General features: G+C 63.0%; 20 protein-coding genes. 11 read left to right on the plus strand and 9 right to left on the minus strand.

Annotated elements, in window-relative coordinates; translation table 11 throughout:
• Positions 1-244 precede the first annotated feature (244 nt).
• The 6 genes from whiA (at position 245) to ppc (ending at position 7,832) form a co-directional block, all read left to right on the plus strand.
• Positions 245-1,225, plus strand: coding sequence for a DNA-binding protein WhiA (whiA, locus tag AAFP29_RS12745; RefSeq protein ID WP_419218092.1), 981 nt, complete (start codon positions 245-247; stop codon positions 1,223-1,225).
• A gap of 194 nt (positions 1,226-1,419) precedes the next feature.
• Positions 1,420-2,439 carry a type I glyceraldehyde-3-phosphate dehydrogenase gene (gene gap / locus AAFP29_RS12750; protein ID WP_419217728.1) on the plus strand — a complete coding sequence of 340 codons (1,020 nt, stop codon included), beginning with the start codon at positions 1,420-1,422 and terminating at the stop codon, positions 2,437-2,439.
• Between the two features lie 68 nt (positions 2,440-2,507).
• Positions 2,508-3,719: a phosphoglycerate kinase gene (locus tag AAFP29_RS12755; RefSeq protein ID WP_419217729.1), complete on the plus strand. Its 1,212-nt coding sequence runs from the start codon at positions 2,508-2,510 to the stop codon at positions 3,717-3,719.
• Positions 3,720-3,721: 2 nt separating this feature from the next.
• Positions 3,722-4,507 (plus strand): triose-phosphate isomerase, encoded by a 786-nt coding sequence (gene tpiA, locus AAFP29_RS12760; protein ID WP_419217730.1) that lies wholly within the window; start codon positions 3,722-3,724, stop codon positions 4,505-4,507.
• Between the two features lie 87 nt (positions 4,508-4,594).
• Positions 4,595-4,828, plus strand: a complete 234-nt coding sequence (secG, locus tag AAFP29_RS12765) for a preprotein translocase subunit SecG (RefSeq protein ID WP_007317532.1) — start codon at positions 4,595-4,597, stop codon at positions 4,826-4,828.
• 160 nt (positions 4,829-4,988) lie between these two features.
• Complete coding sequence (gene ppc, locus AAFP29_RS12770; RefSeq protein WP_419217731.1) at positions 4,989-7,832, plus strand: phosphoenolpyruvate carboxylase; 2,844 nt, start codon at positions 4,989-4,991, stop codon at positions 7,830-7,832.
• A 104-nt stretch (positions 7,833-7,936) separates the two neighbouring features.
• Here ppc and AAFP29_RS12775 read toward each other — a convergent pair whose 3' ends face one another.
• Positions 7,937-8,563, minus strand: a complete 627-nt coding sequence (locus tag AAFP29_RS12775; RefSeq protein ID WP_419217732.1) for a TetR/AcrR family transcriptional regulator — start codon at positions 8,561-8,563, stop codon at positions 7,937-7,939.
• A 91-nt stretch (positions 8,564-8,654) separates the two neighbouring features.
• On the opposite strand from AAFP29_RS12775, the gene AAFP29_RS12780 reads away from it, so the two are divergent.
• Positions 8,655-9,905, plus strand: coding sequence for a cytochrome P450 (locus AAFP29_RS12780; RefSeq protein ID WP_419217733.1), 1,251 nt, complete (start codon positions 8,655-8,657; stop codon positions 9,903-9,905).
• Positions 9,906-10,033: 128 nt separating this feature from the next.
• Complete coding sequence (locus AAFP29_RS12785) at positions 10,034-10,393, plus strand: TIGR03618 family F420-dependent PPOX class oxidoreductase (RefSeq protein WP_419217734.1); 360 nt, start codon at positions 10,034-10,036, stop codon at positions 10,391-10,393.
• A 14-nt stretch (positions 10,394-10,407) separates the two neighbouring features.
• On the opposite strand, the gene pgl is transcribed toward AAFP29_RS12785, so the two are convergent.
• Genes pgl through tkt form a run of 5 tightly spaced genes read right to left on the minus strand, consistent with a single transcriptional unit; the run spans position 10,408 to position 16,850 of the window.
• The gene (gene pgl / locus AAFP29_RS12790; protein WP_419217735.1) at positions 10,408-11,142 is read right to left on the minus strand and encodes a 6-phosphogluconolactonase; all 735 of its coding nucleotides are present in this window, start codon (positions 11,140-11,142) and stop codon (positions 10,408-10,410) included.
• A 6-nt stretch (positions 11,143-11,148) separates the two neighbouring features.
• Positions 11,149-12,054 (minus strand): glucose-6-phosphate dehydrogenase assembly protein OpcA, encoded by a 906-nt coding sequence (locus AAFP29_RS12795; RefSeq protein ID WP_419217736.1) that lies wholly within the window; start codon positions 12,052-12,054, stop codon positions 11,149-11,151.
• Positions 12,051-13,592, minus strand: a complete 1,542-nt coding sequence (gene zwf, locus AAFP29_RS12800) for a glucose-6-phosphate dehydrogenase (RefSeq protein WP_419217737.1) — start codon at positions 13,590-13,592, stop codon at positions 12,051-12,053. Before zwf ends, AAFP29_RS12795 begins: the two co-directional genes overlap by 4 nt.
• A 6-nt stretch (positions 13,593-13,598) precedes the next feature.
• Entirely contained in the window at positions 13,599-14,717 is a 1,119-nt protein-coding gene (gene tal, locus AAFP29_RS12805) for a transaldolase (RefSeq protein WP_419217738.1), read from the minus strand.
• Between the two features lie 57 nt (positions 14,718-14,774).
• Positions 14,775-16,850, minus strand: coding sequence for a transketolase (tkt, locus tag AAFP29_RS12810; protein WP_419217739.1), 2,076 nt, complete (start codon positions 16,848-16,850; stop codon positions 14,775-14,777).
• 170 nt (positions 16,851-17,020) lie between these two features.
• On the opposite strand from tkt, the gene AAFP29_RS12815 reads away from it, so the two are divergent.
• Positions 17,021-17,998: a heme o synthase gene (locus AAFP29_RS12815; RefSeq protein WP_419217740.1), complete on the plus strand. Its 978-nt coding sequence runs from the start codon at positions 17,021-17,023 to the stop codon at positions 17,996-17,998.
• A gap of 47 nt (positions 17,999-18,045) precedes the next feature.
• On the opposite strand, the gene AAFP29_RS12820 is transcribed toward AAFP29_RS12815, so the two are convergent.
• The gene (locus AAFP29_RS12820; protein ID WP_419217741.1) at positions 18,046-19,011 is read right to left on the minus strand and encodes a quinone oxidoreductase family protein; all 966 of its coding nucleotides are present in this window, start codon (positions 19,009-19,011) and stop codon (positions 18,046-18,048) included.
• Between the two features lie 70 nt (positions 19,012-19,081).
• On the opposite strand from AAFP29_RS12820, the gene AAFP29_RS12825 reads away from it, so the two are divergent.
• A complete protein-coding gene (locus AAFP29_RS12825; protein ID WP_419217742.1) occupies positions 19,082-19,462 on the plus strand; it encodes a hypothetical protein in 381 nt (126 codons plus the stop codon).
• Between the two features lie 32 nt (positions 19,463-19,494).
• On the plus strand, positions 19,495-20,490 hold the full coding sequence (locus AAFP29_RS12830) for a COX15/CtaA family protein (RefSeq protein ID WP_419217743.1): 996 nt from the start codon (positions 19,495-19,497) through the stop codon (positions 20,488-20,490).
• 12 nt (positions 20,491-20,502) lie between these two features.
• Here AAFP29_RS12830 and AAFP29_RS12835 read toward each other — a convergent pair whose 3' ends face one another.
• Positions 20,503-21,285, minus strand: a complete 783-nt coding sequence (locus tag AAFP29_RS12835) for an ABC transporter permease (protein WP_419217744.1) — start codon at positions 21,283-21,285, stop codon at positions 20,503-20,505.
• On the minus strand, positions 21,282-22,235 hold the full coding sequence (locus tag AAFP29_RS12840; protein WP_419218093.1) for an ABC transporter ATP-binding protein: 954 nt from the start codon (positions 22,233-22,235) through the stop codon (positions 21,282-21,284). The genes AAFP29_RS12835 and AAFP29_RS12840 overlap by 4 nt, the downstream gene beginning before the upstream one ends.
• Positions 22,236-22,269: the final 34 nt, after the last annotated feature.

Below are 22,269 nucleotides of genomic sequence, written 5' to 3' on the forward strand. Positions count from 1 at the left end.
GCCGGGAGCGCAGCGAGCGGGCCCAATAATTACCCGGGCGCCGGGAGCGCAGCGAGCGGGCCCAATAATTACCCGGGCGCCGGGAGCGCAGCGAGCGGGCCCAATAATTACCCGGGCGCCGGGAGCGCAGCGAGCGGGCCCAATAATTACCCGGGCGCCGGGAGCGCAGCGAGCGGGCCCAATAATTACTGGAGGGCATGTGACTACAGCAGCAAGAGCAACAGGAGGTATGCCACCAGTGGCGATGACAGCGGCGGCCAAAGACGAACTGAGTCGTCTGACGGTAACGACGACGAGTGCTCGCAAGGCTGAGGTGTCCGCTTTGCTGCGATTCGCCGGTGGGTTGCATATCGTGGCCGGTCGCGTCGTGATCGAGGCCGAGGTCGATATGGGTAATGTGGCGCGGCGACTGCGTCGGGAGATCCTTGATCTTTACGGCTACAACTCCGACGTTCACGTGCTGCGCAGCGGGGGACTGCGCAAGACCGCGCGTTACATCGTGCGAGTCACTAAAGATGGTGAGGCATTGGCCCGGCAGACGGGTCTGCTCGACATGCGTGGTCGTCCGGTGCGGGGGTTGCCGGCTCACGTCGTCGGCGGCACTGTCGTCGATTCGGAAGCGGCGTGGCGTGGTGCGTTTCTCGCTCACGGTTCGTTGACCGAGCCAGGCCGTTCGTCGGCGTTGGAGGTTAGTTGTCCGGGCCCGGAGGCAGCGTTGGCGCTCGTCGGTGCTGCTCGACGCCTCGGTGTTTCGGCGAAGGCACGTGAAGTTCGTGGGGCCGACCGCGTGGTCATCCGCGATGGCGACGCTATCGGTGCGTTGCTTACCCGGATGGGTGCGCAGGACACCCGGCTGGTCTGGGAAGAACGTCGTATGCGCCGCGAAGTGCGTGCGACCGCCAATCGGCTCGCGAACTTCGATGACGCGAATCTGCGTCGGTCGGCGCGTGCCGCGGTTGCCGCCGCGGCACGGGTGGAGCGGGCATTGGAAATTCTCGGCGACGAGGTGCCCGACCATTTGGTGGCAGCGGGACATCTGCGCGTCACACATCGGCAGGCCTCATTGGAAGAGTTGGGCCAACTGGCTGATCCGCCGATGACGAAAGATGCTGTCGCGGGCCGGATCCGCCGACTGTTGTCAATGGCCGACAAAAAGGCCCGTACCGAAGGTCTGCCCGATACCGAGTCAGCGGTGACCGCGGAGTTGATGGACGACGAGGAGTAGCGGGCCAAACCTCTGCCGCAATAGCCCGCCGGTAATGGCGATCGGGCCTTACGGCCCCGTCACGTACCGGAAAACTCCTACCACTAAGCTGGAGGCTAACCGTAACCGGCGTCTATGCGCAGGAGCGGGCCAGATGGTTACGTCGGTCAAATCCGCCACCACCAGCGGCGGGCACCACACAAGGAGAACATGCAGTGACAGTTCGCGTTGGCGTAAACGGATTCGGCCGGATCGGCCGCAACTTCTTCCGCGCAATCGAAGCGCAAAAAGCGTTGGGCACCACCGATATTGAGATCGTCGCGGTCAACGATCTGACCGACAACGCGTCGTTGGCTCACCTGCTGAAGTTCGACTCGATCCTCGGTCGCCTTCCGCAGGATGTCTCGCTGGAGGGCGAAGACACCATCGTCGTCGGCGATCAGAAGATCAAGGCTCTCGAGGTCAAGGAAGGTCCCGCCGCGATTCCGTGGGGCGATCTGGGTGTCGACGTCGTCGTCGAGTCGACGGGTATCTTCACCGCGCGCGCAAAGGCTCAGGGTCACCTCGACGCCGGCGCCAAGAAGGTCATCATCTCGGCTCCCGCGTCGGACGAGGACATCACCATCGTGATGGGCGTCAACGACGACAAGTACGACGGCAGCCAGAACATCATCTCCAACGCCTCGTGCACCACTAACTGCCTCGGCCCGCTGGCTAAGGTCCTCAACGACGAGTTCGGCATCGTCAAGGGCTTGATGACCACCATTCACGCCTACACCCAGGATCAGAACCTGCAGGATGGTCCGCACAAGGATCTGCGTCGGGCCCGTGCCGCCGCGATCAACATCGTGCCGACCTCGACAGGTGCTGCCAAGGCAATCGGCCTGGTGCTGCCAGAACTGAAGGGCAAGCTCGACGGTTACGCATTGCGTGTGCCGATCCCAACCGGTTCGGTTACCGACCTCACCGCGCAGTTGGCCAAGCAGGCCACCGCCGAGGAGATCAACGCAGCGCTGAAGGCTGCTGCTGACGGACCACTCAAGGGCATTCTGAAGTACTACGATGCTCCGATCGTCTCCTCCGACATTGTCACCGACCCGCATAGCTCGCTGTTCGACGCCGGCCTGACTAAGGTCATCGACGACCAGGCCAAGGTCGTGTCTTGGTACGACAACGAGTGGGGTTACTCCAACCGCCTCGTCGACCTCATCGGCCTGGTCGGTAAGTCGCTCTAACGTATTACGTCCGGAGACCGTCATCACCGGCCTGCCCGGCCGGGATTCGCTAGGAGAACCTGCAAAACATGGCTGTACCAACTTTGAAAGACCTTCTCGCCGAAGGTGTTTCGGGTCGGGGCGTGCTCGTTCGCTCGGACTTCAATGTTCCGCTCGACAATGGCACCATCACCGACCCCGGTCGTATCCTCGCTTCGCTGCCGACGCTTAATGCGTTGATCGATGCGGGTGCCAAGGTGATCATCACCGCGCACCTTGGACGGCCGAAGGGGGAGCCTGACCCGCAGTTCTCGCTGGCGCCGGTTGCCGCGCGACTGAGTGAAGAGCTTGGTCGCAATGTGCAGCTGGCCGGTGATGTCGTCGGTTCCGACGCGCTGGCACGTGCCGAAGGATTGACTGACGGCGACGTGCTGTTGCTGGAAAATATCCGCTTCGATCCGCGGGAGACGTCCAAGGACGAGGCGCAGCGGGCGAAACTCGCGGAAGCGCTCGTGGAACTTGTCGGCGACGATGGCGCGTTCGTTTCGGACGGTTTCGGCGTTGTGCACCGCGAGCAGGCATCGGTCTATGACGTCGCCAAATTGCTGCCGCATTATGCCGGTGAACTGGTTGCCACCGAGGTCGACGTTCTGTCCAAGTTGACCGACGACGTTCGACGCCCGTACGCGGTGGTTCTCGGCGGCTCGAAGGTGTCCGACAAACTTGCCGTCATCGAGGCGCTTGCGCCAAAGGTTGACACCCTGGTCATCGGCGGCGGCATGGCATTTACTTTCCTTGCCGCACAAGGACATTCGGTGGGCACGTCGTTGCTGCAGGAAGATCAGATCGATGTCTGCAAAGATCTGTTGGAACGATTCGGCGACGTTATTCACCTACCTGTCGACATCGTCATCGCGGATAAGTTCGCAGCCGATGCCGAGGCGAAAACTGTTGCCGCAGATGCGATTCCAGAGGGCTGGATGGGACTGGACATCGGCCCGGAGTCGGTGAAGCGGTTCGCCGCAGTGCTCGGTGGAGCGGAGACCATCTTCTGGAACGGCCCGTCGGGCGTATTCGAATTCGCGAAGTTCGCGGCCGGTACCAAGGGTGTCGCAGAGGCGATCGCCGCGACCACCGGACGGGGTGCGTTCACCGTCGTCGGCGGCGGCGACTCAGCAGCTGCCGTACGCGTGCTCGGCCTGCCCGACTCTGATTTCTCGCATATCTCTACCGGCGGCGGGGCTTCCCTGGAATACCTCGAGGGCAAGGAACTGCCCGGACTGAAAGTGCTGGAGGCGTAACCGTGAGCCGTAAACCCCTCATCGCCGGCAACTGGAAGATGAATCTGAATCATCTCGAGGCCATCGCGCTGGTTCAGAAGTTGGCCGCGTCACTGCCGGCCAAATACTTCGACAAGGTCGACGTCACCGTCATCCCGCCGTTCACCGACATCCGCAGCGTGCAGACCGTCATCGACGGCGACAAGCTGCTGCTCACTTACGGTGCCCAAGATGTATCCGCGCATGATTCCGGTGCGTACACCGGTGAGATCAGCGGCGCCTTCCTCGCCAAGTTGGGTGTCACATTCGCCGTCGTCGGACATTCTGAGCGTCGTACGTACCACAACGAGACCGACGAAGTTGTCCTCGCCAAGACCAAGGCCGCACTCAAGCATGAGCTCACTCCGATCGTCTGCATCGGCGAGGGACTCGACATCCGTGAGGCCGGTGACCATGTCGCCTATAACGTCGCGCAACTCAAGGGTTCGCTTGCCGGCCTGAGTGCTGACGAGATCGCCAAGACGGTCATCGCCTACGAGCCGGTGTGGGCCATCGGCACTGGTCGAGTCGCGAGTGCGGCCGACGCGCAGGAAGTGTGCGCCGCGATCCGTGTAGCGCTTGCCGAGATCGCCGACGATGCGACCGCGGCGTCGGTGCGCGTTCTCTACGGTGGCTCGGTCAGCGCCAAGAATGTCGGCGAACTCGTCGGTCAGACCGACGTCGACGGTGCACTCGTCGGCGGTGCTTCGCTGAAGCCCGACGAATTCGCGACGCTTTCGGCAATCGCCGCTGGCGGGCCGCTGCCCTGATCGCGGCACGCTCGCGTAGACTGTGTCAGGTTGTGCGGCCTGGCCGCACGCCCGTGAACCGAACCCACCTGAAGGATCTGAGAACCCGTGACCCTCGCCCTGAACATCGCAATCATCGTATCCAGCGTGATATTGGTGGTCCTGGTGCTGCTTCACCGCGGTAAGGGTGGTGGCCTGTCGTCACTCTTCGGTGGTGGCGTTCAGTCCAGTCTGTCCGGTTCGAGTGTCGTCGAGCGCAACTTGGATCGGCTGACCATCTTCGTCGGCCTGGTCTGGTTCATCCTCATCGTCGCAGTTGGCGTGAACATCCGCCTGAGCTGACCCGGTCCGGCCCGGCCCGGCCGAGGCGCCGCCCGCCGCCGAGAAAATCGTCCGAATAGTTACTCGCCGAGGGCAATATGCCCTCGGCGAGTGGTTTATCAGACGATTTTCCCGGTTGTCTCGGGATGCCGATACTCCCGATGCACGCGATAATGGTGGGATGACTGATCCCGGAACTTCTGCTCCCACACCCGGATCTCACCAGTGGCGGCCCGCCACGTCGATCGTCGACCACATCGTCGTCGACGACGCGGGCCGGGCCCTCACCGAACCCTTACGCGACGACATTCGATTACTTGGCGGAATGCTCGGCGACGTCGTCCGAGAGCATTCAGGCGCCGCGATCTTCGACCTCATCGAGGGGGCTCGCAAAGCGGCCTTCGCGATCCGACGTTCCGAGATCGATCGCGATGATCTCGCGGCGATGTTCGACGACCGCCCGGCAACTGAACTACTCCCGGTAGCGCGCGCGTTCAGTTTGTTCGCGCTGTTGGCGAATCTGGGCGAGGATCAGCACCGCGAGCGACGACGGGCCATCCACGAACGGGGAAACGACGATCCGCAGCCCAGTAGTCTTGCCGCAACCTACGCGAAGCTCGCGGCTGCCGGGCTTACCGACGAGCAAGTCGGCTCGGAGCTCGCGCACGCCACGGTGGTGCCGGTGATTACCGCGCACCCCACCGAGACCCGACGTCGCACAGTCTTCGAGGCGCAGAACCGGATCACCGAACTCATGCGCCTGCGTCGGCGCACCGAGTTGACTCCGGCAGAAGAGCGCACCGCGATCGAGGCGATCGGCCGGCAGATACTCACGCTGTGGCAGACCGCGCTGGTACGTCTCGAACGCCTGACCATCAGCGATGAAGTGGCGTCGGGACTTCGTTACTACGACGCCTCGTTCTTCGACGTCGTGCCGGTGATCAACACCGAAGTGCGTCGCGCTTTGCTGGCGCAGTATCCGAATTCAGGTGTCGCCGACGCTCCGATGGTGCGTATGGGATCGTGGATCGGCGGTGACCGCGACGGCAACCCGTATGTCACCGCGGATATCGTCACACTCGCGACGACGAGCGCGGCACAGACAGCGATCCGACATCACCTCGACGAATTGTTCTCGCTCGCACAGGAATTGAGCATGTCGGCGCGACTGATAACGGTCACCGACGATCTCGCCGTCTTGTCGTCATGGACGCTGCCAGGGGGCGGTGGTGGCGGCGACGAACCGTTCCGTGCGGCGATCGCGAAAATCCGCGGACGCCTGGCCGCGACCGGTGAGGCAATGTTCGGGAGCGAATTTCTTACCACCGACGACGCGCCCGCGTCGTCGGAGGACGCCTACAGTGAGGCATCGCAACTGCGCTCGGACCTTGACGTAATCGACCGCGCGTTGCGGGCCAACAATGACGATGCGATCGCTGACGATAGGCTGCTGCGCCTTCGAGAAGGCGTGCGCACCTTCGGTTTTAACCTGTCCGGTCTCGATATGCGGCAGAATTCGGATGTCCACGAGGAAGTCGTGGCCGAATTGCTGGCGTGGGCCGGGGTCCACGATGGTTACGCCTCGCTCGACGAATCCGATCGAGTCGCGATCCTGTCGACGGAGCTTTCGGCGCGCCGCCCACTATTGAGCGCCGACGCCACATTGTCCGAACTGGCGGCCAAAGAAGTGGACATCGTGCGGGCCGGTGCGAAAGCGATCAAAACCTTTGGTGCAGAGGCGATCCCGAACTACATCATCAGCATGTGTACATCGGTGAGCGATATGCTCGAGGCTCTGATCCTGCTGAAGGAAGCCGGGATTTTCGACCCCAACGACGGCAGCCCGCGCAGTACTGTGCGCGTGGTTCCGCTGTTCGAGACCATCGAAGACTTGCAGCAAGGGGCGCAGACCCTACTCAACGTGCTCGATATTCCGATCTACCGAGCGCTGGTCGATGCGCAAGGTGGGTTGCAAGAGGTCATGCTCGGCTACTCCGACTCGAACAAGGACGGTGGGTACCTCGCTGCCAACTGGGCGCTGTACCGGGCAGAACTGGATTTGGTGGAAGCGGCGCGCAAGGCGCAGATCAGGTTGCGACTGTTCCACGGCCGCGGCGGCACCGTCGGGCGTGGTGGTGGCCCCAGCTACGACGCGATCCTCGCCCAACCGCCCGGAGCGGTTCAAGGTTCCCTGCGGATCACCGAACAGGGCGAAATCATCGCCGCGAAGTATGCCGAACCCGTTACCGCACACCGCAATCTGGAGACGCTACTGGCAGCCACCATCGAGTCGTCGTTGCTCGACACCGAAGGTCTCGGCGACGAATCCGCTGACGCATATGCGATTCTCGACGATCTGGCCGAAGGGGCGCGCGAGGCCTATAGCGAATTGGTCCATCGCACACCGGGTTTCGTCGAGTACTTCACGTCGTCGACGCCGCTGTCGGAGATCGGCGAGCTGAATATCGGCAGCCGGCCAGCGTCGCGCAAACAGACGAAGGCAATTTCCGATCTGCGTGCGATCCCGTGGGTACTGTCGTGGAGCCAATCGCGGGTAATGTTGCCCGGTTGGTATGGCACCGGAACGGCGTTCGAGTCGTGGATAGGTGACGATGCTGAACGGCTGGCGACACTGCAGCGGTATTACCGCACCTGGCCGTTCTTCACGAGTGTGCTCTCCAATATGGCGCAGGTGATGGCCAAGTCGGATCTTGGTGTAGCGCAACGGTATTCGCAATTGGTCTCCGATGATGATCTGCGTGAACGGGTCTTCGGCAAGATCGTCGAAGAGCATGAGCGCAGTTTGCGGATGCTCGCGGCAATCACCGGCAGTGATGACCTGCTCTCAGACAACGCTGCTCTCAAGCGGTCGGTATATAACCGATTCCCGTATCTCGAGCCACTGAATCTGCTGCAGGTGGAGTTGCTTAAGCGGTACCGCAACGGCGACGAGTCACGTGAGGTCCGTCGAGGAATTCTGCTGACGATGAACGGCCTGGCGACGGCGTTGCGCAACAGCGGGTAGGGATCGACGGGCTGGAGTCTGCGGTGTGGGCGACGGCGAGGGAGTATTCCCCTCGACAGGACCGTCAGCGCAGAAACCAGTTGTTGCAGCGACAGTTTCGCCGTTCAGTCCCCGAATATCTGAAGCGCAGCCGACGCGATATTCCCGGCAACGCGCGGCGTGTCACCGGTCATCACCAAATCGCTGACGCAGGCGATGAGCACGTGGCCCATCGTCAGCGCCCGCGGGTCGTCGCGCCAGTCCGGATCGTTGAGGCAGCCCTGGATGAGCTTCGTGAACAGCGGCAGCCATCCGTTGACTCCTGAATCGGGACCGGCAGCGGAGTCGGCAGAAGTAATCGGATTGAGTGCGCGCAAGCCGGCAGAAAGCAGATTTCGATCGAGCGCCGCCCACTCGACGATATTGGCGAAACCGACAGCGACCGCTGACGCCGCGTCAATTGTGGGTGAGGACTGCGCCGAGGCGGACAATCGGGCAACGGTAGCGTCGGCCCACTCCACCATCAATACGCTGAGCAGGCCGGATTTGGATCCGAAGTATCTGTAGATGGTCACCGGTGTGGTTCGCGCTTCGTTGGCTACCGACCGGATCGTCACGCCTTCGTATCCGCCGACTATTGCCAGACGTCGGGCGGCGGCGACGATATCGGCGCGACGCCGCGCGGCGTCTGCCGCAGTGGGGTTGGTCGCAGTGGAGTTGGTCGCAGTGGGGTTGGTGGCCGTATCGCTCACGATGCTTGACCCTAGCAGCTTTGAGCGTCAGAGCTAGAACGTGTTACATTACGAGGTATAACACGTTATACCGGAGATAGAGGAAGTCAGGATGAATGCTTCAGCGCTGCGATGTCCGCCCGTTGTCTCGGCTGATCGACTGTTCTCGCCGACCGCGCTGGATGACCCGTACCCGGTTCTGGCCGAGTTGCGCGCGCAGTCGCCGGTACATCACCTGCTCGAACAGGATCTCTATCTGGTGGTCGACCACCAGGCGGTGCGTGCCGCCGTCGGCATGCCGGAAGTCTTCTCCAGCAACATTGTCGGTGTCCTGCAGCGTGGCGATACTGGTGTGAGTTTTGCCGCCGCGAGATCAGCCGGGTCGGATGTGCTCGCCACCGCCGACGCCCCGGTGCACGCCGCCCACCGCGGCCTCGTGCGCAAACGTTTTGACCGACGGAACGTCGTCCAGATGAAAGCGGAGATCGACTCGCTCATCGAGCCGAGAGTGGCCGCCCTTGTCTCTTCGGGCGGCGGGGACTGGATGAAATCGGTCGCGGCCCATCTTCCGGTGCGCGTGATCGCGGGAGTACTCGGACTGCCGCCCGAAGACTCCGATCGGTTGGCGGCGTGGTCAGACAACGCCGTCGAATTGCTAGCCGGGACCACGCACGACGCTCGGATGGGCGAAGTCACCGCCGGGATCGTAGAGTTCGCTGGCTACCTGCGCGGCCAGTTGATCGCACGGTTTAGCAGATGTAGCGGCGGTATTTCAATAATCGACTCAGTGGCAGCCGCGGTCACGCGCGATGAACTCACCGAAGACCAGGGCGTGCTATTTCTGATCCAGTTGGTGACAGCCGGATCCGAATCGACGACAAGCCTGATCGGCAATGCGGTTCGGATACTCGGGCTCGACGCGGATCTGCAGCGCGATGTCCGCGCCGACCCGACGCGCGTGTCTGCGCTCGTGGAGGAGGCCCTACGGTTGGAGAGTCCCTTTCGTGGACATTTCCGGGTAACCACCGAGCCAGTTCAGCTCGCCGGGTTTGACCTGCCCGATCAGGCACGGCTTATGCTCCTGTGGGGATCGGCCAACCGAGACACAACCGTTTTCGATCAACCGGACATACTTAGTCTGGATCGACCGAATGCTAAGGCACACAATAGCTTCGGTAGTGGTATTCACTTCTGTATCGGTGCCCACCTCGCGCGCCTGGAGGCGCAGTGCGCGGTTTCCGCGCTTCTCGATGCGACGACTGAGTTCGCCACGATCAACCAGGCTAGCTACGTGCCGAGCCTTTTCATCCGTCGCCTCGAAACACTCGATCTGACCCTGATTGCGAGCGGGTCGGACGACTGACCGACGCGCCGGAATTTGTCCTACCGACTGTGGCGTTCTGCTAGCGACACCCTCAGCGATGCCTACCGGGCACCAGACGAAAGCAGAACATGGCCAACACAACCATTCCGGAAAGCCATCATGACCTCGTGACTTCGTCAACGGTCGCGTTGAGCACGCTCAACGAGGACGGCACCATTCAGACGACCGCCGTCTGGGTCCTGCTTGACGACGACGGCGTTCTGCGCACGTCACTCGCGAAAGGCCGAGTCAAGTACAACAACCTACTCGCTCGACCTACGGCCACGCTCTTCGCCATCGCGGCGGACGATCCATTTCACACCCTCGAGGTCCGCGCCACCGTCGCTATCGTCGACGACGACGCCGAGCGCAGTTTCATGAGCAGGCTGATCGCTACCTACGGCCAGACGTTGGGGTCTATGGCCAGCCAAGCAGCGGAGGATCGAGTTGTGGTCAGCCTCAATCCGATTCGGGTGCGGCACACCTGATCGGGTTCAGTTAGCTAACCGAGCTTCGACGCAGAGTCCTCGTCAAGGAACCACACGGTTTGTTCGGTCCCGTGGGCACCGGCGCACGGCCAATCCGCAGGATTGGCACCACCGACACCCGCGGCGACCGCGTCCGCCTTGTCAGCGCCGGCGACCAGGAACCACACCTGTCGTGAGCGGTTGATGGCCGGTAGCGTCAGGGTAATCCGACGCGCCGGCGGCTTGGGTGAATCACTAACCGCTACAACAGCTTTACTGTCCTCTGCGGTTGCCGGAGTATGTGGGAACAATGAATTGATATGGCCTTCGCCACCCATTCCGAGCAAGTGGATATCGAAACGGGGGGAGGGCTCGCCGGGCGTAATGCCCGCGATATCCGCCGCATACGCGGCTGCCGCAGCGTCGATGTCGTCGCCGAATTGCCCGTCGCTCGGCGCCATCGCGTGAACACGGGATGGGTCGATGCCGATGTGGTTGAGCAATGCGTACGCCGCCTGCCCGACGTTGCGTTCGGCGTCGTCAGCCGGCACGAATCGATCATCGCCGAAGAACAACTCGATCTTCGACCAGTCGATCTCGCCGCTACGCGCGCGCAACGTTTCAAGCAGTGCGACACCGTTGCTACCGCCGGTCAGCACAATCAACGCGACCCCGCGCGCGGTAATCGCATCGCTGATCGCGCCGATGAGCTGGTCCGCCGCGGCATCGACCAATTCAGATTTGGATGGGTAGATGAGTTGCGTCGACAAGTCAGATCACCTCTGGTTTCGGATCAGTCGGGTAGTCCCGTGCAGGGCAAGTTCGTAGATCTCGTCTGCGTCGAGTCGACGCAATTCCTCGGCGAGACATTCGCCGACGGTGCGGATCTGCCACGGGACCCGACCTGGCGGCCGGCCGGGAGTGGTCACAATCGTGTCCTTGCCGACAGAGGTCAGCGCCACCGGCCCCTGTTCGCAGTCCACCGAAATCACCAGTTCGCCGGTAACCCGCTCGACGGGCACGTCGAGACTTGCCTGGACCCACCCACCGAGTAGATCGAGTCCAACCGAAGGTCCGGGTGCACTGACGCGCGCACTTTTCGCGGTGAGCCCTTCCCGGTCGAACACAGCGGCCAATATCGCGCGCCACGGCGTGATCTGAGCCCAGGCGATATCCGTGTCACCGGGGGAGTACGACTTGATTCGCTTGGTCAGCACTGCGGCCGAGTCGAATCGATTGGTGCCGTCCAGGATTCGACGTTGGCTCAGTCTGCCGAGGCGGTCTTTCGCCGGATTTGCCGGCGCGGTGCCCGGCCACCAGGTGACTACTGGCGTGTCAGGTAGCAGGAACGGGATCACCACCGCGTGCGCGTGATTGGCCAACTCGCCGAACAGATTCAGTACGACGACCTCTGATGCGCCGGCGTCACCACCTACTCGGATCTCGCCGTCGAGCCGCGCCGCGCCTTTGCGGTCGGCGGCGGCGACGACGATCACGCGACAGGGATGTTCGCGGCTGGCGTCATTGGCCGCCGCGATCGCGGCCTCGAGGTCATCACCTTTTTCCGTCTTAACGATCAGCGTCAGCACTCGACCCAATGTCACCGCACCGCCAGTGTCACGCATCTTGACCAGCGTCTTGGAGACCTCGGTAGTTGAGGTATCGGGAAGTTTCTTGATCATGGCCGCCGCCAAACTCGTCCAGTGCGGTCCATCATCGCGTCGGCACCGTGTGGGCCCCACGTCCCAGACTCATACTCCTCGGGCCGGCCCCCGGCCGCCCATCCGTCGAGTACGGGATCCAGTATCTCCCAAGACAATTCGACCTCGTCATTGACCGGGAACAGCGACGGCTCGCCGAGTAACACGTCGAGGATCAGGCGCTCATACGCCTCGGGTGAGGACTCGGTGAAGGCCTGGCCGTACGAGAAGTCCATATTGACGTCGCGCACTTCCATCGACGACCCCGGCACCTTCGAACCGAAGCGCAGCGTGACACCTTCGTCTGGCTGTACTCGGATCACCAACGCATTCTGGCCCAGCTCGTCGGTCATTGTCTGATCGAAGGGGAGATGCGGTGCGCGTTTGAACACCAACGCGATCTCTGTGACGCGCCGCCCCAACCGTTTTCCAGTGCGAAGGTAGAACGGGACGCCGGCCCAACGCCGGGTATCGACCTCAAGAGCGATAGCCGCGAAGGTCTCCGTCGTGGAGTTGGCGGAGAAGCCTTCCTCGTCGAGCAGGCCGCACACCTTCTCGCTGCCCTGCCATCCGGGTCCGTACTGGCCGCGAGCCGAATTCTCTTCCAGCGGAAGGATATTGCGCGTCGCCGACAGGACCTTTATCTTCTCGGCCTGCAATTGGCTCGGCTCGAACGACACCGGCTCCTCCATCGCCACCAGGGCGAGCAGTTGCAGCAGGTGATTCTGGATAACGTCGCGCGCGGCGCCGATACCGTCGTAGTACCCGGCCCGACCACCGAGACCGATATCCTCGGCCATCGTGATCTGGACATGGTCAATGTAATGCGCTGACCACAGCGGATCGAAGAGCTGGTTGGCGAATCGCAGCGCCAGGATATTCTGCACCGTCTCTTTGCCCAGGTAGTGGTCGATGCGGAACACCGACTCCTCCGGGAAAACACTGTTGACCACAGCATTGAGCTGACGCGCCGACTCCAGATCGTGACCGAAGGGTTTCTCGATCACCACTCGGCGCCAGCGGCCGTTGTCGGGCGCGGCGAGGCCGGACCGTTTCAATTGCCCGCAGACCACCGGGAATGCGTCTGGTGGCACCGACAGATAAAAACCGTGGTTTCCGTCGGTGCCGCGCTCAGCGTCGAGTTCACCAAGAGTCTGGGCGAGGCGGTCGAACGCATCGTCGTCGTCAAAGGTGCCCTGGACGAAGCGAAAACCTTCGGACAACTGGCGCCAGGCTTCCTCGCGAAAAGGCGTGCGCGAGTGAGCTTTTACGGCGTCGTGCACGATCTGGCTGAAATCCTCGGTTGCCCAGTCGCGCCGGGCGAATCCGACCAGCGAGAAACTGGGCGGCAGGAGACCGCGGTTGGCCAGGTCATAGATGGCCGGCATCAACTTGCGACGTGCGAGGTCGCCGGTGACACCGAAGATCACCATGCTGCACGGTCCGGCGATACGCGGGAGCCGTTTGTCGCGTGGGTCGCGCAGCGGATTGGTTCGGGTACTGCTGCGGGTCGCGGGCATATGTGGTCAGGCGCGGGCCGCGGCCAGCTGCTCGTCGGTAGCCGCGATCAGCTCGTTCCACGCCTGTTCGAACTTGTCGACACCCTCGGTCTCCAGGACGGTGAATACGTCGGCGGGGTCGACGCCGGCGGCAGCGATGGCGTCGAACTCGGCGCGCGATGCGGCCTCGGTGCCAATGATCGACAGATTGTTGACCCAGCCGTGGTCGGCGAAGGCCTCCATTGTCTTGCCGGGCATGGTGTTAACCGTATGCGGCGCGACCAGTTCGCTCACGTAGAGAGTGTCGGGATAGTCGGCGTTCTTGGTGCCGGTCGACGCCCACAGCGGACGCTGAGGACGTGCGCCGTGCGCGGCGAGATCGGGGAAGCGGGTCTCCACCTCGAACGCCTTCTGATAGGCGGCATATGCCAAGCGGGCATTGGCCAGGCCGGCCTTGCCCTTGAGTTCGAACGCGGCCGGCGTACCGATGGCATCGAGTCGCTTGTCGATCTCGGTGTCGACACGGCTGATGAAGAATGACGCGACCGAATGCAGCTTCGAGAGATCTTGCCCGGCTTGGTAGGCGGCGTCGAGTCCGTTCAGGTACGCCTCGATCACCTCGATGTAGCGCTCGACGGAGAAGATCAGCGTCACGTTCACGCTGATGCCCTCGGCCAGCACCCGGGTGATAGCGGGCAGGCCGGCTTTGGTTGCCGGGATCTTGATGAACAGATTGGGGCGATCGACGAGCTTCCACAATTCGATGGCCTGCTCTACCGTGCCGTCGGTGTCATTCGCCAGCCGCGGATCAACTTCGATCGACACTCGACCGTCGACGCCGTCGGTCTCTTCGAATACCGGAGTGAAGACGTCACAGGCATCGCGGACGTCGTCGGTGGTGACCGCACGAATGGCGGCGTCGACGTCGGCCCCGCGCAGGGCGAGTTCGCTGATCGGTCCCGCGTAGGTCGCGCCGTTGGACAGTGCGGCCTGGAAGATCGACGGGTTGGTGGTGACTCCGACAACCGATCGGGTTTTGATCAGTTCTTCGAGACGGCCGGTGGCGATGAGGTCACGCGAGAGGTCATCTAGCCAGACCGATACGCCGGCCTGCGACAGCGCGGCGAGCTTGTCATTCTGTGTCATTGCGGGGGTCCCTTCGGCTTTGGGTGGTGCCTGTGTGGGTTTAGGTGCGATGTCGAGTTAATTGCCGAGTGCGCGCGTGGCGGCTGCCACGACAGCGTCGGCGGTAATACCGAACTCGTTGTAGAGAACTTTGTAATCGGCCGATGCGCCGTAGTGCTCAAGTGACACGATCTCGCCGCCGGCCACGATGCGGTACCACGGCATCGCGATGCCCGCTTCGACGGCAACGCGCGGAATAGCTGGCGGCAACACCTGGTCGCGGTAGTCCTGGGTCTGCTCATCGAACCACTCGATTGACGGCATCGAGACCACCCGGGCAGCAATTCCCTTGTCCGCCAGCGTCTTCTGCGCCTCGACTGCAAGCTGCACTTCCGAGCCGGTGCCAATCAGCACGACCTCGGGCTCGCCTGTGGCATCGGACAGCACATAACCGCCGGCCGCGACACCCTCGAGGGATGTGCCCTCCAAGACAGGTACGTTCTGGCGGGTGAGTGCTAACCCGACCGGGTTGCGTCGACGACCGAGCAGTGTCTGCCAGGCGTACGCGGTCTCGTTGGCGTCGGCCGGACGCACAACGTCGAGGTGGGGGATGGCGCGCAGTGCGGCCAGGTGTTCGACCGGCTGATGTGTCGGGCCGTCCTCGCCCAGGCCGATGGAGTCGTGGGTCCAGACGTAGATCGGGTCGATCTCCATCACCGACGCCAACCGGACCGCGGGGCGCATGTAGTCGGCGAACTGCAAGAAGGTGCCGCCGTAGGCCCGCGTTGGTCCGTGCAGCACGATCCCGGACAGGATTGAACCCATCGCATGCTCGCGAACGCCGAAGTGCAGGGTGCGGCCGTAGGGCTCGGCCGACCAGGTGGACGTACTGATGGACGTCGGTCCGAAGGATTTCGCACCCGGGATCGTGGTGTTATTCGATCCGGCGAGATCAGCTGAGCCGCCCCACAATTCGGGCAGAACCGGACCGAGCGCACCGAGCACCTTGCCCGACGCGGCGCGCGTCGCGACGCCCTTTTCGTCCGGCTCCCAGGACGGCAGGACATCGGCCCAGCCGTCGGGCAGCTCGTGCGCCTGCAGACGGTCGAATAGGGATTTACCTTCGGGGTTCGTCGATGCCCACGCGTCGAAGTCGCCCTGCCAGGCCGCTTTCGCCTTCTCGCCGCGTTCGATGAGCTCACGGGTATGGGCGATGACATTGTCGGCGACCTCGAAGGTCTGCTGTGGGTCGAAGCCCAGGATCTGTTTGGTCGCGGCGACCTCGTCGTCGCCGAGGGCCGCGCCGTGCGCGGCTCCGGTGTTCATCTTATTCGGCGCTGGGAATCCAATGATGGTGCGCAACACAATGATCGACGGGCGATCAGTGACAGCCTTGGCCGCTTCGATCGCGGCTTCGATTCCGGTGACGTTCTCGCCGCCGTCGACATGCTGCACGTGCCAGCCGTATGCCTCGTAACGCTTGCCGACATCCTCGGAGAGCGCGATGTCGGTGTTGTCTTCGATGGAGATCTGATTGGCGTCGTAGAACACGATCAAGTTGCCGAGTTGCTGAGTACCCGCGAGCGACGACGCTTCGGAGGTAACGCCTTCTTCGATGTCACCGTCGGAGGCGACGACATAGATGAAGTGGTCGAAGGGGCTCGAGCCAGGTGCGGCATCGGGGTCGAAAAGTCCGCGCTCGTAGCGGGCGGCCATTGCCATACCTACTGACGAGGCAAGACCCTGGCCAAGGGGCCCGGTCGTGATCTCAACGCCTTTGGTATGTCGGAATTCGGGATGGCCGGGGGTAAGTGAGTTCCAGGTGCGCAGGGCTTTGAGGTCGTCGAGTTCCAGACCGAATCCGCCGAGGTACAGCTGAACGTACAGAGTGAGGCTGGAGTGACCACAGGACAAGACGAAACGGTCGCGGCCAACCCAGTGCGGGTCGGCTGGGTCGTGCCGCAGGGTTCGCTGGAACAGGGTGTAGGCCAGCGGAGCGAGGCTCATCGCGGTGCCGGGGTGTCCGCTGCCGCATTTCTGGACGGCGTCGGCGGCGAGCAGACGGGCCGTATCGACAGCGCGTGTGTCGGTATCAGTCCAATCAGCCGGATGAGCAGACTGGGTGAGGGTGCGGATCTCGGCGGAATCGACCACGATGGTGCTTCTCTCCTGATGAGTTGTGAGCCTGGCGGTAAGTTCAAGCCTAGTCGGAAGTACTCGACCGCACTGTGGCGGAGTACCGGTGAGCGCGCCCACGCGATTACGGTTGTTCGCGGGCCACGGTCTACCATGCTTCGTAGTAGTTCGTCGGATGAGGAGAAGTAGTGAGACTTGGGGAACGCGTAACCAGCGGGGATTCCTCGGTCCCCGCAGACGCCGACCCGGCCGCCGCGGGCTCGCGATCTTCGCGTATCCGCAGCACGATTCTCGCCTACATCGCACTCACCAAGCCGCGGGTTATCGAACTGCTTCTGGTGGCAACGATTCCGGTCATGCTTCAGGCCGACCGCGGACATGTTCATATCGGTCTGATCGCGGCGACATTGGTCGGCGGATGGCTTGGCGCGGGCAGCGCGAACACGCTCAATATGGTCGCCGACGCCGATATCGATCAGAAAATGCGCCGGACCCAACGTCGGCCGCTCGCGCGGCATGCGGTCAGCACCCGTAGCGCCTTGATCTTCGGCGTCGTTTTGGCTGCAGCGTCATTCGCGGTGCTGTGGTGGGCCGCGAATCTGCTCTCGGCAGTGCTCGTCATGGTGACGATCGCCTTCTATGTCGGCGTATACACACTGATTCTCAAACGTCGTACCTCTCAGAATGTCGTGTGGGGCGGTGCGGCCGGCTGTATGCCGACATTGGTCGGCTGGGCCGCGGTGACCGGCAATATCAGCTGGCAACCACTTGTGCTGTTCGCGGTGATCTTCTTCTGGACTCCGCCGCATACCTGGGCACTCGCGATGCGGTACAAGGAGGACTACAAAGCGGCCGGGGTTCCGATGCTGCCAGTGGTTGCCACCGAGATCCAGGTGACTCGCCAGATGGTGTTCTACACCTGGGCGACCGTTGTCGCGTCCCTGATTCTGGTGTGGGGAGCGAGCTGGATTTACGGCACCGTCGCGCTATTGGCCGGACTGTGGTTCCTCAACCGAGTCCATAAGCTGTACAGCGACACCAAACGTGGCCATGAGGTCGCGCCACTCAAGGTGTTCCTGCAATCCAACGAATATCTGGCGATTCTGTTCTGCGGACTTGCCATTGACGCCGTCGTGAATCTGCCGACCGTGGGCAGCTACTTCTAAGCCGGTGCCCCTCGGCACGCCACGATTTCATTCGTGGCCACATACCCCTACGGGATCAGCGCGATCGACCCCGTCGTAGCCCGCGACTCCAAGTCGGAATGCGCCTGCGCCGCTTCGGCGAGCGGATAGGTCTGCCCGACGCGCGGCGCGAGCTTACCCTTGCGCACGGCATCGAATACTTCGCCTGCACGCCAACGGAATTCGTCGGGGTCGGCGATGAAATGCGCAAGCGTCGGGCGGGTCAACGACAAAGAACCGGATGTGTTGAGTCGCTGCAAGTCGAAGGGTGGGACCGCGCCGCTCGCCGCTCCGAATACGACGACGGTGCCGCGGACCGCGGTTGCCGACAAGCTCGCGTCGAAGGTGTCCTTCCCGACGCCGTCGTAGGTAACTCGTACGCCTTTGCCGTCGGTGAGTTTGCGTACGTGCGCGCCAAGGTCTGGCGCATAGCGCAGTACATGCGTCGCACCCGCAGCCTTTGACACCTCGGCCTTCTCGTCGGTCGACACCGTCGTGATGACATGTAGATGTTTCGCATGTGCGAGCTGAGTCAGGATCAACCCGACGCCACCTGCCCCGGCGTGGACGAGAATCGTGTCGCCGGCCTGGGGGTATGCGCTGCCGTCGAGCAGATAGTGGGCGGTAAGGGCTTGAAGCAACAGTGTTCCGGCAATCTCGTCAGACACTTCGGCTGGTACGCGAGCCGCCCGGGCTTCCGGTACCGCGACCAACTCGGCATAACTGCCAGGGACATCGCACCAGGCCACTCGATCGCCGACCGAGAAATGCGTCACGTCAGTGCCAACCGCCTTGATCACCCCGGCGCCCTCGGAGCCGGGGATATACGGCGGCTGCGACGAGTAGTGCCCTCGACGCAAGTACGTGTCGATGAAATTCACGCCGACTGACGTGGTCTCAACCAGCAGATCCGTCGATCTGAGGCGGGGATCGGGCACCTCGCCGTACTCGAGTACCTCTGGTCCACCGTGCGCGATCACCTGAATTGCCCGCATGGCTAACATTTTTACACTTCGGAGTCGGGCCTCATTGAGCGGGCAAGCTGACGAAGTATGCTTTTGCACTATGAGCGATGACGATACGACGACCGAAGCGACCGCGACCGAAGCGACCGCAGTCGAAGCGCCCGGCGACATTGTCTCGACGATCCGACGGTTCATTTCGCGAGAAGGCGGAGAAGCCACCGCGGTGATCGCGCCGATCGGCGCCGCAGGAGTACGAATCACTCTCGTCGGCAAGGCGGGCGGCATCCTCGGCGACCGCGTCGTTCCCGACGTCGCGACCGCGGAAGCAGTCGTCAACGCCGTCGATGGCTTGAGCGTTGGCGAGTGGGATCGTGAATTGGTGTCGGCGACGACCGTCAAGCCGTCGCACTACCGGCAGATGGCAGGCTGGGTCGCACGACAGCGCCGGTTTCCCAAAGCCCGCAATCATGCGTCCCTGTAGGGCCTGAAACAGACACTACGACGGGCCGTAGTATGAGCAGCGTGAGTCAGAACGTTGTGTACCGCGGCTTCCTGCGGTTGGTCGACTACCTTCCGCTTCCGACCGTTCGGACGCAACGTCGGATCGCGCTCGCTGTCCTGCTCAGCCAAGCGCTGATCGCGGTCACCGGCTCGATCGTGCGAGTGACAGCTTCCGGTCTAGGTTGCCCCACCTGGCCCAAGTGTTTCGACGATTCGCTTGTTCCATTGGCGTCCGACGAAGTGCCCTGGTGGCATCAGGCGATTGAATTCGGCAACCGGCAGATCGCCGTGTGGATCGTCGTAACCTGTTCGGCCGCAATCGTTCTCGCGGTGACCCGAGCGCGTCGACGGCGAGAAGTGCTCGTCTACGCCTGGATCATGCCGGCATCGACATTCTTCCAAGGGGTGCTTGGCGGCATCACCGTACTCACCGGATTGAGTTGGTGGGTCGTCGGCGCCCACATGCTCGTCTCGTGCGCGATGGTCTGGATCGCGGCGACCCTCTACGTGAAGGTCGCCGAGGATGACGACGGCGAGGTGCGAGCCGAGGCACCTCCCGCGACTCGACGACTGGTGGCGTTATCCGGTGCGGTCATGGCGTTGGTGCTCGCGGCCGGTGTGACGGTGACCGGTGCCGGTCCGCACGCGGGTGATCGAACACACCCCGAGGCCATCGATCGGCTACATGCGAGTATTCCGGCGTTGTCGTTGATCCACGGGCTGCTGGTTGCCACCTATTTCGCGGTGCTCTTCGTCGTTGCGGCACAGGTCTGGCGGGGCGATGCCAGCGCGAACGTACGACGCCGCGTGAAGATTGTCTTGGCGGTTGCGGGTGCGCAGTCGTTGATCGGCATCGTTCAGTACTTCACCAACGTGCCGGCCCTGCTAGTCGTTTTGCACGTGGCCGGTGCGTGTTCGGTCATCGCCGAGACGGCGATCCTGTATCAGGTGATGGGGCCCCGGAAAGTCGACAGCGACGTCGAGTTGACGACCGCGAAGGCGAACTAGCGCCGGGAGCGCTTACTGGAATTTGAACCAGCGGACCGCGAACAGGCCACCGACAGCGGCCCACAGCAATAGAACAACGACGCCGAAGACGTCGAAGGATCCGGCTGCCGCCCGCCCCAACGCCTCGGTGAGTGCGCCCGACGGTGAGCAGCGCGCCGCCCAGTGAACCCAGTCGGGGATCGACGACGACAGCACCACAAGACTTCCAATACCCAGCAGCACGAACCAGATCAGATTCGCCAGCGCCAGCACGACCTCGGCCTTGAGCGTGCCGCCCAGGAGCAGCCCGAGTGCTGCGAACGCGGCAGTGCCGATGGCGATGACGATCGCGCCAAGGGCGAGCCCTACTGGTTCCGGCCGCCATCCGAAGACCACGCCGATCAGACCGACGATGAGAGACTGCAGGATCACCACGGCGGTCACCGCGATCGACTTGCCCGCGATAATGCCCCACCGCGGAATTGGCGTCGCTCCAAGTCGTTTGAGCGCCCCATAGCGCCGGTCGAAGCCAACCGCGATGGCCTGCCCGGTGAATGCCGTCGACATCACGGCCACCGTCATGATCGCCGGCACGAAGGTAGTGGCGCGCGCCGCTTGGTCCGAGCCAAGGCTGGTGTCGAGTGGCAGCAGGCATAGCCCGATCAGCAGCGTGATCGGGATGAACATGGTCAGGAGTAACTGTTCACCATTGCGCAGCAGCAAGATGAATTCCAGCCGGGACTGGGCCGCGAGCATCTTCGGCAGCGACGCGGCCTGCGGGCGAGGAGCGAAAACTCCTGGCGCAAAACGATTCATGAGCGAACCTCTCGGCCGGTCAACGAGAGGAAGACGTCCTCAAGGCTGCGAGTGTCGACTCGCAGTTCGGAAATCAGAACATTGTGCTCGGCGCACCACGCGGTGATCGCCGCGATTACCGACGGCGTCACATCTCCGACGACGACATAGGCACCCGGGCTCGATCCAGTCACCCGATATCCGGCGGGCAGCGTGGCCGCGAGGGATTCGACATCGACGTCGCCGGTGGCGGAGAAACGCAATTCACCGTCGGCGCCGCGCGACGTCAACTCTTCGGGTGTCCCCGCAGCGACGACCCGCCCGGAGTCGATGATGACGATCTGGTCGGCCAATTCCTCGGCCTCGTCCATCAGATGTGTGGTCAGCAGTACCGACACCCCGTCGTCGCGGAGCCGGGAAATCAACTCCCACACCAGAATTCGGGCGTGGGCATCGAGTCCCGCAGTCGGCTCGTCGAGGAAGACGAGTTCGGGGCGTCCGACGATCGCACACGCGAGGGCGAGGCGTTGCTGCTGCCCTCCGGATAGTCGTCGATAGGGGGTTCGCGCGACATCGGTCAGGCCCAATTCCGACAGCAGCCAGTCGACGTCGAGCGGGTCAGCCGAATATGCCGCGCAGAGCCGCAACATTTCACCCGCCCGCGAGCCGGGGTAAGCGCCGCCGCCCTGCAACATCACGCCGATGCGACTGCGCAATTGGTCGTTGTGATCGGTTGGGTCGAGTCCGAGGACTTCGACGTGGCCGCCATCTGGCCGGGTAAAGCCTTCGCAGATCTCGACGGTGGTGGTCTTACCCGCCCCATTCGGTCCGAGGAGGGCTAGAACGCTGCCCGATGGCAGATCCAGATCCAGGCCGTCTACCGCAGTCCGCGCCCCGAAGCTTTTCCGTAGCCCGCGTACACGTACTGCCGCTGGTTTCGGGTCGTCGATGTCCACGGGCACGACGATCAGCCTATGTCGTGGCGCGCCCGCGCCGTACGCCGGT

The sequence above is a fragment of the Gordonia sp. CPCC 205333 genome, from assembly GCF_048537885.1.
Lineage (GTDB): Bacteria > Actinomycetota > Actinomycetes > Mycobacteriales > Mycobacteriaceae > Gordonia.

Excerpts from the sequence above, each read along its gene's own strand:
- whiA (WP_419218092.1), top strand. The coding sequence starts at position 245 with ATGACAGCGGCGGCCAAAGACGAACTGAGTCGTCTGACGGTAACGACG.
- AAFP29_RS12755 (WP_419217729.1), top strand. The coding sequence starts at position 2,508 with ATGGCTGTACCAACTTTGAAAGACCTTCTCGCCGAAGGTGTTTCGGGT.
- ppc (WP_419217731.1), top strand. The coding sequence starts at position 4,989 with ATGACTGATCCCGGAACTTCTGCTCCCACACCCGGATCTCACCAGTGG.
- AAFP29_RS12780 (WP_419217733.1), top strand. The coding sequence starts at position 8,655 with ATGAATGCTTCAGCGCTGCGATGTCCGCCCGTTGTCTCGGCTGATCGA.
- AAFP29_RS12795 (WP_419217736.1), bottom strand. The coding sequence starts at position 12,054 with ATGATCAAGAAACTTCCCGATACCTCAACTACCGAGGTCTCCAAGACG.
- zwf (WP_419217737.1), bottom strand. The coding sequence starts at position 13,592 with ATGCCCGCGACCCGCAGCAGTACCCGAACCAATCCGCTGCGCGACCCA.
- tal (WP_419217738.1), bottom strand. The coding sequence starts at position 14,717 with ATGACACAGAATGACAAGCTCGCCGCGCTGTCGCAGGCCGGCGTATCG.
- AAFP29_RS12820 (WP_419217741.1), bottom strand. The coding sequence starts at position 19,011 with ATGCGGGCAATTCAGGTGATCGCGCACGGTGGACCAGAGGTACTCGAG.
- AAFP29_RS12825 (WP_419217742.1), top strand. The coding sequence starts at position 19,082 with ATGAGCGATGACGATACGACGACCGAAGCGACCGCGACCGAAGCGACC.
- AAFP29_RS12830 (WP_419217743.1), top strand. The coding sequence starts at position 19,495 with ATGAGCAGCGTGAGTCAGAACGTTGTGTACCGCGGCTTCCTGCGGTTG.
- AAFP29_RS12835 (WP_419217744.1), bottom strand. The coding sequence starts at position 21,285 with ATGAATCGTTTTGCGCCAGGAGTTTTCGCTCCTCGCCCGCAGGCCGCG.